The organism is Streptomyces caeni, assembly GCF_042678285.1.
GTDB lineage: Bacteria > Actinomycetota > Actinomycetes > Streptomycetales > Streptomycetaceae > Streptomyces > Streptomyces caeni.
On the sequence record NZ_JBHUDX010000026.1, the window covers coordinates 194,295 to 207,635 of the forward strand.

Annotated in this window: 9 protein-coding genes; 8 read left to right on the plus strand and 1 reads right to left on the minus strand. The window is 67.6% G+C overall.

Going from position 1 to position 13,341, the window contains the following annotated elements; all coding sequences use genetic code 11:
• Window positions 1-62: 62 nt before the first annotated feature.
• The gene (locus ACFSL4_RS11195) at window positions 63-3,866 is read right to left on the minus strand and encodes a GH92 family glycosyl hydrolase (protein WP_381081187.1); all 3,804 of its coding nucleotides are present in this window, start codon (window positions 3,864-3,866) and stop codon (window positions 63-65) included.
• 459 nt (window positions 3,867-4,325) lie between these two features.
• Between ACFSL4_RS11195 and ngcE the strand changes: the two genes are divergently transcribed.
• From ngcE to ACFSL4_RS11235, 8 genes are all read left to right on the plus strand, one after another.
• Window positions 4,326-5,774: an N-acetylglucosamine/diacetylchitobiose ABC transporter substrate-binding protein gene (gene ngcE / locus ACFSL4_RS11200; RefSeq protein WP_381081189.1), complete on the plus strand. Its 1,449-nt coding sequence runs from the start codon at window positions 4,326-4,328 to the stop codon at window positions 5,772-5,774.
• A gap of 76 nt (window positions 5,775-5,850) precedes the next feature.
• Window positions 5,851-6,786 carry a carbohydrate ABC transporter permease gene (locus ACFSL4_RS11205; protein ID WP_381081191.1) on the plus strand — a complete coding sequence of 312 codons (936 nt, stop codon included), beginning with the start codon at window positions 5,851-5,853 and terminating at the stop codon, window positions 6,784-6,786.
• Between the two features lie 15 nt (window positions 6,787-6,801).
• Window positions 6,802-7,737 carry a carbohydrate ABC transporter permease gene (locus ACFSL4_RS11210; RefSeq protein ID WP_381081193.1) on the plus strand — a complete coding sequence of 312 codons (936 nt, stop codon included), beginning with the start codon at window positions 6,802-6,804 and terminating at the stop codon, window positions 7,735-7,737.
• A 94-nt stretch (window positions 7,738-7,831) separates the two neighbouring features.
• On the plus strand, window positions 7,832-8,131 hold the full coding sequence (locus ACFSL4_RS11215; RefSeq protein ID WP_381081195.1) for a hypothetical protein: 300 nt from the start codon (window positions 7,832-7,834) through the stop codon (window positions 8,129-8,131).
• A 299-nt stretch (window positions 8,132-8,430) separates the two neighbouring features.
• Window positions 8,431-9,630 (plus strand): ROK family transcriptional regulator, encoded by a 1,200-nt coding sequence (locus ACFSL4_RS11220; protein WP_381081197.1) that lies wholly within the window; start codon window positions 8,431-8,433, stop codon window positions 9,628-9,630.
• A 133-nt stretch (window positions 9,631-9,763) separates the two neighbouring features.
• Entirely contained in the window at window positions 9,764-10,864 is a 1,101-nt protein-coding gene (locus ACFSL4_RS11225) for a substrate-binding domain-containing protein (protein ID WP_381081211.1), read from the plus strand.
• 178 nt (window positions 10,865-11,042) lie between these two features.
• Complete coding sequence (locus ACFSL4_RS11230) at window positions 11,043-11,834, plus strand: ATP-binding cassette domain-containing protein (protein WP_381081199.1); 792 nt, start codon at window positions 11,043-11,045, stop codon at window positions 11,832-11,834.
• Window positions 11,831-13,126, plus strand: coding sequence for a sugar ABC transporter permease (locus tag ACFSL4_RS11235; protein ID WP_381081201.1), 1,296 nt, complete (start codon window positions 11,831-11,833; stop codon window positions 13,124-13,126). The genes ACFSL4_RS11230 and ACFSL4_RS11235 overlap by 4 nt, the downstream gene beginning before the upstream one ends.
• Window positions 13,127-13,341: the final 215 nt, after the last annotated feature.

The following is a 13,341-nucleotide window of genomic DNA, read 5'->3' on the forward strand; positions in this document are numbered from 1 at the left end:
CGGAACGCGAGCGGGGCGGGCGCGGAGGGATCTCCGCGCCCTCCCGTTGTCCCACGGTGCCGTCAGGCCAGCAGCTCCACCTCCGCCAGGGTCGACTCCGCGTTCAGGACCAGGCGGTAGTGCGTGTACGCGCCGGGACGCGGGATCGAGAACACCCGGGTCTGCCGGTCCCAGGCGAAGGGTTCTCCCGTGCGGCGGTCAACGGTCCCCCAGTGTGTGCCGTCCTGGGACGCCTCGACGGTCCAGCCGGCCGGTGCCTTCGTGTGGTCCGCCGAGGACGTCAGGGTGTACTGCACCGCCCGGGTGCGGCCCGTGACCGGCAGGTCCACGCTCGTCACGGTCGCGTCCGTCGCCGACGTGTCGTCGAAGAGGGGGCCCTCACCCCTCAGCACGTCGGCGCGCGGCGAGGGCACCTTGTCGTCCCGCGTGATCGACACCGGTGCCGCGTTCTTCCCCGTGCCCCAGGCCGACGGCCGCGGACCCATGTCGAACTCCAGCACCCCGCCCCGGGAGAGCAGCGCGTGCGGCAGCGCCGTCGACGTCCACCGGTGGCCGTTCACCTTCAGGCCCTGGACGTAGACGTTGCGCGGGCTGTTCCCCGGGGCCTTGATCACCAGGTCTCTGCCGTTCTCCAGGTGCACCGTCGCCCTGGTGAACAGCGGTGATCCGACGGCGTACTCGCCGCTGCCCATCACCAGGGGGTAGAAGCCCAGTGCCGAGAACACGTACCAGGCGGACTGCTCGCCGTTGTCCTCGTCGCCGTGGTAGCCCTGTCCGATCTCGCTGCCGGTGTACAGACGGGAAAGGGCCTCGCGGACCTTCGCCTGCGCCTTCCACGGCTGCCCGGCGGCGTCGTACATGTAGATCACATGGTGGGCCACCTGGTTGGAGTGCCCGTACATGCCCATCCGGACGTCACGTGCCTCCGTCATCTCGTGGATGACACCGCCGTAGGAGCCCACGAACTCGGGTGAGGCCGTCTCCGGCGTCGTGAAGTACCGGTCGAGCTTGTCCGCCAGCCCGGCGCGGCCGCCGTACAGGTTGGCCAGGCCCCGGCTGTCCTGCGGGGCCGTGAAGGCGTAGCCCCAGCCGTTCGTCTCCGTGTAGTCGTAGCCCCACACGCGCGGGTTGTACGCCGACGAGTCCACCCGCCGGTCGCCCCGCGCGTCACGGCCCTGGAAGAAGTCGGCCTTCGCGTCGAAGAGGCGGACGTAGTCCCGGGCGCGGTTGAGGAAGTACGCCGACTCCTCCTCGTAGCGCTTCGTGCCGGTCTTCTTGTACAGCGCCTGCCCCATCCTGGCGATGCCGTAGTCGTTGACATAGCCCTCCATCGCCCAGGACAGGCCCTCCCCGGTGGCGGTGGTCGTGTAGCCGAGGAACGGGGAGGAGGCCATGCCCTTGCGGCCGACCCCGGACGACGGCGGGTCGACCGTCGCGTTCTTCACCGCCGCGTCGTAGGCGGCCTCGGCGTCGAACCTCACGCCCTTCACATAGGCGTCCGCGAACGCCACGTCCGACGAGGTGCCCGTCATCAGGTCCGCGTAGCCGGGCGATGACCAGCGCGAGGTCCAGCCGCCGTCCTTGTACTGCTGCACGAAGCCGTCGACCAGCTCGCCCGCCCGGCGTGGGGTGAGGAAGGAATAGGCGGGCCAGGTCGTGCGGTAGGTGTCCCAGAAGCCGTTGTTGACGTACACCTTGCCGCCGACGATCTTCGCCCCGGTGTGCGTGGGTGTGTCGGGGCCCGTCATCGGGGAGAAGGGCGACGCGTACCGGTACGCCGATCCCACCTTCTCGAAACCCGAGTTGGGGTACAGGTACAGCCGGTAGAGCGAGGAGTAGAGCGTCGTGAGCTGATCGGCCGTGGCGCCCTCCACCTCGATCCGCCCCAGCAGCCGGTCCCAGGCGCGCTGTGCGTGCGCCTTCACCGTGTCGAAGGACGTCCCGTCCGGGATCTCCTGGCGCAGGTTGTCCTTGGCCTGGTCGATGCCGATGAGCGAGGTGGCGAGCCGGAGGGTGACCGTGTGGTCGGCGCCCGGCCGCAGCCGCAGATACCCTTTGACCCCCGAGGACGCGCCGTCCGTCACCGGGGCGTCGAAGACGCCGTAGACGAACAGCCGGGTCGCCCCGGTCGACAGCCCGGACTTCACGTCCGAGAAGCCGGTGACGATCCCGTGCTCCTTGTCGAGGGTGAGCCCGGCCTGCTCCGTGACATTGTCGAAGAGCACGCTCGCGTCGTCGCCGGGATAGGTGAAGCGCAGCACGGCCGCGTGGTCCGTCGGCGTCATCTCCGCCTTGAGGCCGTTCTCGAAGGTCACGCCGTAGTAGTAAGGACGCGCGATCTCGTTGGCGTGCCGGAAGGGCAGCGCCCGCGCGGTGCGGCCGGTGTCCGGGGTGCCGGACGCGGCCGAGGGCATCACCTGGAACGTCTGCCGGTCACCCATCCACGGGCTCGGCTCATGGCTCGCGCTGAACGCCTGTATGGTGGGCAGATTATCCGTGTTGTTGGCCCTTGCGTACTCGTACAGCCAGCTCAGCGAGCCCGGGTTGGTCACCGGCGTCCAGAAGTTGAAGCCATGCGGCAGTGCCGTCGCCGGGAAGGTGTTGCCGCGCGAGAAGGCGCCGCTGGAGTTGGTGCCGCGGGTCGTCAGCGCGTAGTCGGACAGATGCGCCTTGGGCCGCTGCGGTGGCGCCGCCTTCATCGAGATGTCGTCCAGCCAGCCCCGGAATCGCGCCGGCCCCTTCGGTGCGTCGTACGCCACCAGGATCCGGTCCACGGTCTTCCCGGCCGCGACCGAGCCGATCCGGGAGACCACGTTGTTCCACTGGTTGACGTACAGCGCCTTCGACGCGCCCTGCCCCTGCGGGCTCAGCGGGAAGCCGTGCTGGTCCAGCGCTCCGAGGCCGCTGAGATAGGTGCCGTCGGTGAAGGCCAGGTCCACGGAGACGTTCGTGGCGTCGTAGTCCCGGTCTCCGTCCGCCATCGACGGGAAGATCCGGTACGACAGCTGGGTGTCCCGCGTGACACCCACGTTCACATCGAAGATCTTGTTGTACGAGTAGGCCCGTCCGTCCGCCTGGTGCGTTCCTGCGTACCGCAGCGCCCGTCTGCCGGTGAAACCCGCGCCCGCCTTGGCTGTGGGGGAGCCGCTCGGGCCGCGGTCCACCAGCGAGCGCATGTCCTTGGGTGCGGGCGGGGAGCTGTCGCCCGTGGAGAACTGCACGTCGGCGAGCTGAAGTATGCCCGCGCCGTGGTTCTTGGTGAAGTCGATCCGGAAGTGCGCATACTGGGTCGGCTCGGTGAGATCATAGGATTTTGTCTGGAAACGTTCCTCGAACGATTCGCCGGTGCGCGTGTCGAGGGTCTTCCAGTCCTTCCCGTCCGTCGAGCCCTGGAGCGTCCAGTCGGCCGGGTCCCGCTCCGTGTAGTCGTTGGCCGATGTGAGCGCGTACGTCGCGATCTTGACCGGTGCGTCCAGGTCGAACTCCACCCAGCCCGTGGGTGCGAAGGTCAGCCACTTGGTGCCCGGCTCGCCGTCGACCAGGTTCTCCTTGACCTCGCCGGCGCCCGTGTTCTCCGCGCTGGCCCGGACATCGGTGACCTCGTCGGTCACATTGCCCGGAATGCCCGTGGTGTACCCTCCGTCTACGCCGGACGCCCGCTTCGTGCCGTCCGCTGCGGTGTCCACCGTGTTCAGCCATGTCGGGGGCGGATCGTCCGGCTCGAACGAGGAAGTGAACTCCCGGTCGACGGACGCCGGTCGGGCGGGCAGTCCTTCTGCCGTGCCCTGCCCGGCCGTCAGCAATGCGAAGGCGGCCGTTGCCGCGACCGCCGTAGGAGACCATCTGTGCCGAGATCTGTGCTGCATGCGCGAGCACCCTCCCTGCGCCGTAAAGGAAATGGACAACGTTGTCACTTCGTCGCGCAAGGACCAGTAGGTGGTCAAGTGACCAGTGATGTCAAGGGTGTTGAGCGTGGCATTCGGGCCCTATGCGGTGGATATCCCGTTCGGGGGCCGTACTGACATCCCGTATTTCCGCGAGGTCTCAACTCGGAAAAGCAAACCGCCAACCTTGCGTTCGATCTTGCTCCGTTGACGGAAAGTGGACTATACCTGTCGGCGTCCGGGCAGCAGTCATCAAGCGGTACGGCGGCTGTGGACAGGCACGACCGGGGGGAATTCGGGAGGCGGCGCACCGTTTCGGGCACGACCGACTGCCGTGCCGTTCCACCGAATCCCTCGTGCACGACCCCAGCTTCACCATCACCGCGGTGCCGGGAGGATCCGGTTCACCGCCTGAGTCCTGGAGAAGGCGAGGACTTGAGCATGGGATCCACTTCCGGAGCGAACACCACCCCCGAGGGCGTAGGCCGCCGCGATCTGATCAAGCGGTCCGCCGCGCTCGGTCTGATCTCCGTCCCCGCGATGGGCTTCCTGTCGGCGTGTGCCAGCGGGGGCGGGGGCGGCAACTCCAGCAACAACGGGACCCAGGGGAAGACGTCGAAGACGAACCCCTTCGGTGTGGCCAAGGGGGGCAAGCTCGACGTCGTCATCTTCAAGGGCGGTTACGGCGACGACTACGCCAAGGCGTGGGAGGCCGACTACCGGAAGCAGCTCGGCATCACCTCCACCCACACCGGCACCCAGGAGATCACCGGCAAACTGCAGCCGCGCTTCAACGCCGGCAACCCGCCGGACATCGTGGACGACTCCGGCGCCCAGCAGATCAAGGTCGACGTGCTGTACAAGAACGGCCAGTTGCTCGACCTCGCCGAGGTCCTCGACGCGCCGTCCGTCGACGATCCGGCCAAGAAGGTCCGCGACACCCTCATCCCCGGCACCCTCGACCCGGGCGTCCAGGAGGGCAAGGTCGTCGCCCTCAACTACATCTACACGGTGTGGGGCCTGTGGTACTCCGGCAAGCTCTTCGAGGAGAAGGGCTGGACGGCGCCCAAGACCTGGGACGACTTCCTCGCGATCTGCAAGGACGCCAAGTCGCAGGGCATCGGCGGCCTCGCCCACCAGGGCAAGTACCCGTACTACATCAATGTCGCCATCATGGACATGATCGCCAAGAAGGGCGGCATCGACGCCGTGAAGGCGATCGACAACCTCGACCCGAAGGCATTCGTCGGGTCCGACGCCGCGCAGGCGGGCATCGAGGCGGTCTACGAGGTCGTGGAGAAGGGCCTGCTGATGCCCGGCACCAACGGCCTCACCCACACCGAGTCGCAGACCCGCTGGAACCAGTACAAGGCCGCCTTCATCACCTGCGGCTCCTGGCTGGAGAACGAGCAGCTCAAGCAGACCCCGTCCGACTTCGACATGAAGTTCCTGCCGATGCCGCTGCTGGCCGGAAGCAAGATGCCCTTCGAGGCGATCCGCGCCGGCTCCGGTGAGCCCTTCATCATCCCCGCGAAGGCGAAGAACCTGCCCGCGGCAAAGGAGTTCATGCGCCGCATGCTCTCCAAGGAGTGGTCGACGCTGTTCGCCAAGCAGGCCAACTCGCTGACCATCCTCAAGGACGGCGTCGACTCCAGCGTGACACTGCGCCCGGGCACGCAGTCCACGGTCGAGGCGTCCAAGGCCGCGGGCTCCAACACCTTCCGCTACCTCTACCCCGACTGGTACAGCGAGATGGACACCGCTCTCCAGAACGCCTCCAACGAGCTGATGGCCAAGCGCATCCAGCCCAGGGAATGGCTGAAGCGCTGCCAGGCCGCGGTCGACAAGCAGGCCAAGGATCCGGCCAGCAAGAAGAACCACCACGACTGAGGCTCGTTCGACCGACCGCGTTCCGGGCCGGACGTCCGCGTCCGGCCCGGAACGGCACACCAGGGGCAGGAACGCCATGCGCAAAGGGCAGTACAGGTTCGTCGCGGGATTTCTCTTCGTGCCCGTGGCGCTCTACCTGATCTTCGTCATCTGGCCGTACATCCAGACGTTCGGCTATTCGCTGACCGACTGGAAGGGCCAGTCGCAGACCTTCTCGTTCGTCGGCCTGGACAACTACCGGGCGCTGTTCCAGGACGATGTCTTCCTCCAGGCCATCTGGCACAACATCCTGTTCCTGGTCTTCATCCCGGTGATCACCATTCTGCTGGCCCTGTTCTTCGCCTTCATGGTGAACGCGGGCGGGCGCAGCCGGGCCGGCGGTGTCCAGGGCGTGGCCGGATCGAAGCTCTACAAGATCATTTATTTCTTTCCGCAGGTCCTGTCGCTGGCGATTCTGGCCGTGCTGTTCAACGCCGTCTACCGCAGTGACGGCGGAGGTCTGCTCAACGGCTTCCTGATCAAGCTCGGCCTGGTCGACGCGAGCAATCCCGTCGAATGGCTCAACGAGCCGAACATGGTGCTGTGGGCGCTGATCCTGGTCGTGGTCTGGCACGGCGTCGGCTTCTATCTGGTGCTGTTCTCGGCCGCCATGCAGTCCATCCCGAAAGACGTCTACGAGGCGGCCCTCATCGACGGCGCGGGCCGCTCCCAGTCCTTCTTCCGCATCACCCTGCCGCTGCTGTGGGACACCGTGCAGACGGCGTGGGTGTACCTGGGCATCGTGGCCATGGACATGTTCGTCCTGGTCTCCTCCATGACCCAGAACATGGGCGCCTACGGAGGCGGGCCCGATCACCACAGCGATGTCATGTCCACCGTGATGATGCGCAACTTCCTCTACTACGGGAAGAGCGGCTACGCCTGCGCCATGGGCGTCGTCATGCTGCTGCTCACCCTGATCCTGTCCGTGGTCACGCTGCGCGCCACCCGCCGCGAGCGCATCGAGTTCTGAGCGGGAGAGACGACGATGAGCGCACCCCTGAAGGAAACGGCCGTCACCGGCGGCACCGTCCCCCCGCAGCCCTCGGCCGGCAAGGCACCCGCCCGCCCCGGTGACCGGCGCAGCGAGGGCATCGTCCTGAACGTCTTCTCGCACGGCTTCCTCGCCGTGTGGGCGCTGCTGATCGTGCTGCCCCTGCTGTGGCTGGTGATCAGTTCGTTCAAGACCGACGCGCAGATCGGCGGCTCGGCCTTCGGCTGGCCGCACGCCTGGTCCTTCGACGTGTTCCGCCGCGCCTGGGACAAGGGCATCGGCGACTACTTCCTGAACACCGTCATCGTGCTGGTGTTCTCCGTGCCGCTGACGATGCTGTTCGGCTCGATGGCCGCGTACGTGCTCGCCCGCTACCGGTTCTGGGGCAACCGGCTCCTCTACTACTTCTTCGTCGCGGGCGCGATGTTCCCCGTCTTCCTGGCCCTGGTCCCGCTGTTCTTCATGGTCAAGCGGCTGGACATGCTGAACACCTACCAGGGGCTGATCCTGGTCTACATCGCGTACTCGATGCCGTTCACCGTGTTCTTCATGCACGCCTTCTTCCGGACACTGCCGACGGCGGTCTTCGAGGCGGCCATCCTGGACGGGGCCTCGCACACCCGGACCTTCTTCCAGGTGATGCTGCCGATGGCGAAGCCGGGTCTGATCAGCGTCGGGATCTTCAACACGCTGGGTCAGTGGAACCAGTTCATCCTCCCGACGGTCCTGATGCAGCCGCAGAGCGGCTCGGACCCCGAGCGCTACGTCCTCACCCAGGGCCTCATCCAGCTGCAGCAACAGCAGGGGTACGCCTCCGACCTCCCCGTTCTGTTCGCAGGCGTGACCATCGCGATGATCCCGATGCTGGTGGTCTACCTGTCCTTCCAGCGTCAGGTGCAGGCCGGTCTGACCTCGGCGACGCTGAAGTAGCCGCGCCGTCGCTCTCTCCGGTTGCCGTCGGGGTGTGCGGGGCGCTTTCTGGAAGAGCGGGTGGAACGGCCCGCTCTTCCGGGAGGAGCGCACCATGGGGCAACCGGTGGGCCGGCCGACGATCAGCCCTGAGCAGTTCAGCCGGGTGTGCGACGAGATCAGGAGCACGGCGGCGCCCGGGAAGGACGCCCAGGCCGTCCGGGACTGTGCGCTGCGCATCGTGCAGACGCTGGGCCTGGCGCTGTCCACGGACGACCTGAGCGGGCTGCTGGCCGAACTCATGGCCCCCGGGGTGGTGGCTCCGCCCCCAGGGCACCCTCGGTACACCCGGGAGGCCATCCTGGACAGACCCGACGAACAGCCGGGGGAAGAAGACGAAGGCCCGGTCAGGTAGACCGGGCCCGCGGGCCGGCACAGGCCCCGTACGACTGCGCCCCCGCGGCCCCTTGGCAAAGCTCGAACGACTCTGCGATCACTCCCGCCGACGTCCTCCCTGTGAACGGGGAGGACGCCGGCGTTCGCATGATCGCGTCGCTGTTCTCCCTCGATTTCCCTCAAGGTCTTGACTGCGGTGACCCGTTCAGCGGAGCTTGGAGTTCATAACTTGTAAGTGACCCGGGTTCCGTTGCCGTGATCCGGGTCACACGGGCGGCATCGTGGCCGCCGGTGCTGAAGGCAGGAGTGGATGGGTCGATGGAGACTCCGGGGTCGCAGTCGTCGCTGCACCGTGCAAATCTGGAGCGCGTCGTGCGCGCGGTGCGCCTTGCCGGGTCGCTCACACAGGCGGAGATCGCGAGGGCGACGGGCCTGTCCGCGGCCACGGTCTCCAATATCGTGCGGGAACTGAAGGAAGGCGGGACCGTCGAGGTCACGCCCACGTCGGCGGGCGGCCGCAGGGCGCGCAGCGTCTCCCTCAGCGGCGACGCCGGCATCGTCATCGGTGTCGACTTCGGGCACACCCATTTGCGCGTCGCGATCGGGAACCTCGCCCATCAGGTGCTCGCCGAGGAGTCCGAGCCGCTGGATGTGGACGCCTCCGCGGCGCAGGGCTTCGACCGGGCGGAGGAGCTGGTCAGCAGGCTGATCGAGGCCACCGGGGTGGACCGGTCGAAGATCGCGGGTGTGGGCCTCGGTGTGCCCGGCCCGATCGATGTGGAGTCGGGCACGCTCGGCTCCACCGCCATCCTGCCGGGCTGGACCGGCGCCAAGCCCGCCGAGGAGCTGCGGGGGCGGCTCGGCGTGCCGGTGTACGTGGACAACGACGCCAACCTCGGCGCGCTCGGCGAGCTGGTCTGGGGCAGCGGCCGCGGGGTCAAGGACCTGGCGTACATCAAGGTCGCCAGCGGTGTCGGCGCCGGACTGGTGATCGACGGCAAGATCTACCGCGGCCCCGGCGGCACCGCGGGGGAAATCGGGCATATTACCCTTGATGAATCCGGCCCCGTGTGCCGCTGCGGCAACCGGGGCTGTCTGGAGACCTTCGCGGCGGCGCGCTACGTCCTGCCGCTGCTCCAGTCCAGCCACGGCACCGATCTGACCATGGAGGGCGTGGTCAGGCTGGCGCGGGACGGTGATCCGGGCTGTCGTCGGGTGATCGCCGACGTCGGCCGCCACATCGGCAGCGGAGTCGCCAATCTCTGCAATCTGCTGAACCCGAGCCGAGTGGTCCTTGGCGGTGATCTCGCCGAGGCCGGGGAACTGGTTCTGGGGCCCATCAGGGAGTCGGTCGGCCGGTACGCGATCCCCAGTGCCGCACGTCAGCTCTCGGTGTTGCCAGGGGCGCTCGGGGGTCGTGCGGAGGTGCTCGGAGCGCTTGCGCTCGCGCTCAGCGAGATGGGTGATTCAACCCTTTTGGACGGCACGCTTCCCGCGGCGGCCCCTGCCTTCACTTAGAGAACGGATGGCACCGTTGCCATCTCGTTAAGGATTTACTTCTTGACGTCGCACGTGTGGCCGAGTTGACTTCCAGCCACCTCGGCCGCAGCGACGCGGCCTCGTCAGGGAGGTTTGTGAAGTGAACATGCGCATGCGTCGTGCCGCCGTTGCCGTTGCCGCCGGCGCGATGGCCGTCACGCTGGCTGCCTGTGGCAGCGCCAAGGAGTCCGGTGGCGGTTCCTCCTCGTCGTCGGGCGCCAAGAAGAAGGGCGACGACATCAAGGTCGGTCTGCTCCTTCCCGAGAACCAGACGGCCCGCTACGAGAAGTTCGACCGCCCGCTGATCGAGAAGAAGATCAAGGAGCTGACGAACGGCAAGGGCGAGGTCGTCTACGCCAACGCCAAGCAGGACGCGACCACGCAGAGCCAGCAGGTCGAATCCATGATCACCAACAAGGTGGACGTCCTGATCGTGGACGCGGTCGACGCCGCGGCCATCAGGGGCTCGGTGCAGAAGGCCAAGGACGCCGGCATCCCGGTCGTCGCCTACGACCGCCTCGCCCAGGGCCCGATCGACGCCTACACCTCGTTCGACAACGTCACCGTCGGCAAGACGCAGGGCGAGGCCCTCCTCGCGGCCCTCGGCTCCAAGGCCAAGTCCGGCAAGATCGTGATGATGAACGGGTCCTCCACCGACCCGAACGCCGCCCAGTTCAAGCAGGGCGCCCACTCCGTGCTCGACGGCAAGGTCAACATCGGCAAGGAGTACGACACCAAGGAGTGGAAGCCGGAGAACGCCAACGCCAACATGGAGGGCGCCATCTCCGCCCTCGGCAAGAAGAACATCATCGGCGTCTACTCCGCCAACGACGGCATGGCCGGCGGTATCATCACCGCCCTGAAGGCCGCGGGCATCAAGGTCCCGGTCACCGGCCAGGACGCGGAGCTCGCGGGTGTGCAGCGCATCGTCACCGGTGACCAGTACATGAGCGTCTACAAGCCGTACATCCCGGAGGCGGACGCCGCCGCCGAGATGGCCGTCGCGCTCGCCCAGGGCAAGTCGCTCGACTCGATAGCGAAGGACAAGGTCGACAGCCCGACCGACAAGCAGATCCCGTCGGTCCTGGTCCCGGTCCAGTCGCTGACCAAGGACAACATCAAGGACACCGTCATCAAGGACGGCGTCTACACGGTCGCCGACATCTGCACCGCCCAGTACAAGGCGGCCTGCGACAAGATCGGCCTGAAGTAATCGGCTGCGCGTCCTTTCCCTGTACGGAAATCCGCCCTTGAATCTCCGTACGGGGCCGACGCGCGAAGGCTCGTCCGGCGCCCCGTGCTCACCAGCCCCGCAAGCTCGTGCGGGGCGCCGGACGGAACACTCCCAAACTTCTTGAAACAACCTTCCGCCGGGTCAGGCGGCGAAGGAGATGGTTCACGTGTCCGCTACGCCCGTGCTGGCGTTGCGCGGGGTCTCCAAGCGGTTCGGTGCCGTTCAGGCGCTCACCGACGTAGAGCTTGAGGTCCACGCCGGTGAGGTGGTCGCCCTCGTGGGTGACAACGGCGCCGGAAAGTCCACGCTGGTCAAGACGATCGCCGGCGTGCATCCCATCGATGAGGGCGTCATCGAGTGGGAGGGCAAGCCCGTACAGATCAGCAAGCCGAACGACGCCCAGCACCTGGGCATCGCGACGGTCTACCAGGACCTCGCGCTGTGCGACAACATCGACGTGGTCGGCAACCTCTTCCTGGGCCGCGAGATCCGCAAGCGCGGTGTCCTGGACGAGGTGGAGATGGAACGCCGCTCCCGCGAGCTGCTCCAGACGCTGTCGATCCGCATCCCGAGCGTGCGCATCCCGATCGCCTCCCTCTCCGGTGGTCAGCGCCAGACCGTGGCGATCGCCCGTTCCATGCTCGGCGAGCCCAAGCTGGTCATCCTCGACGAGCCCACCGCGGCGCTCGGCGTGGAGCAGACCGCCCAGGTCCTCGACCTGGTCGAGCGGCTGCGTGAACGCGGTCACGCCGTGATCCTCATCAGCCACAACATGGCCGACGTGAAGGCCGTCGCCGACCAGGTGGCGGTGCTGCGTCTGGGGCGCAACAACGGCGTCTTCGAGGTCAAGTCGACCTCCCAGGAAGAGATCATCTCCGCCATCACCGGCGCCACGGACAACGCCGTGACCCGTCGTGCGGCGCGCAGCAATGGGGAGATCAAGAAGTGAGCAGCATCGACAAGACCTCCACGCCCCCCGAGAGCCACATCGTGGAGAACCCCGAGGCGGCCGGCGGCGCCGACGTCGCCGTCGACCCGCGGCTGCTGGTGCGCGAACGCGGCTTCGCGGGCTACCTCACCGAGTTCAAGCGCAAGATGAAGGCCGGCGACCTGGGATCCATCCCGGTCGTCATCGGCCTCGCCATCATCTGGATCATCTTCCAGAGCCTGAACTCCAACTTCCTCACCGCGGGCAACCTCTCCGACATCTCCGTGGCCATGGTCGGCACGGGCATGATCGCCGTCGGTATCGTCTTCGTCCTGCTCCTCGGCGAGATCGACCTGTCGGTCGGCTCCGTCTCCGGTGTCGCGGGTGCCACCTTCGCCGTCCTGAACATCACCCACGGCATGACCGAGTGGATGGCCTTCGTGCTGGCCATCCTCACGGGCACGGCCGCGGGCGCGATCCACGGCTTCTTTTTCGCGAAGATCGGCGTGCCGGCCTTCGCGGTCACGCTGGCCGGTCTGCTGTTCTGGAACGGCTTCATGCTCAAGATCCTGGGCGACAACGGCACGATCAACCTGAACAGCGACGGCCTCGTGGCCAAGCTGACCAGCTACTACTTCTCCGATGTGGCCGCCGCCTACGGGCTGGCGATCGCGGTCACCGTGCTGTACTTCGTCAGTTCCTTCCTCGGCAACCGGCGGCGCGAGGCCGCCGGTGTGCCGTCCCGGCCGCTGAGCGAGACCATCCTGCGCACCGCGCTGCTGGCGGTCGTCGCCTTCGCCGTCGCGGCGGTCTACAACCAGTACAAGGGTCTGCCGCTGGCCGTGGTGATCTTCATCGGTATTCTGCTGATCACCGACTTCGTGCTCCGCCGCACCCCGTACGGCCGCAAGGTCTTCGCGCTCGGCGGCAGCGTCGAGGCGTCCCGGCGTGCCGGTATCAACGTGGAGATGGTGCGGATCTCGGTCTTCGCGATCTCCGGCACGTTCGCCGCGATCGGCGGTCTGTTCATCGCCTCGAAGATCGCGTCCGCCAACCAGGGTGCGGGCGGCGGTGACCTGCTGATGAACGCCATCGCGGCGGCCGTCATCGGCGGTACCAGCCTCTTCGGCGGCCGCGGGCGCACCTGGAACGCGCTGCTGGGTGTGCTGGTCATCGTGTCGATCCAGTACGGCCTCGCCCTGGAGGGCATCGCCTCGCCGGTCCAGTACATGATCACCGGTGGCGTTCTGCTGGCGACCGTGGTCATCGACGCCGTCACCCGCAAGACGCAGAAGACGGCCGGCCGCGCGTAACGCTCCGCTGCCGGGCGCCCGTGGGCAGGAGCGCGGGCGCCCGTCGGCGATGGGCCGGCGAGGGCCGGCCGCGGACCGGCCGCCGGGCCCGTTCACGCCGGATCAGCCCGCTTCCGGGCCGCGGCCCCGCGCGGGAGTCCCTCCACGGGGAGTGGCGCGGCCCGGACCCACGACCGCCTGGTCGCGGGTCCGGGCCGCGCCTTCATGCGTCAGGT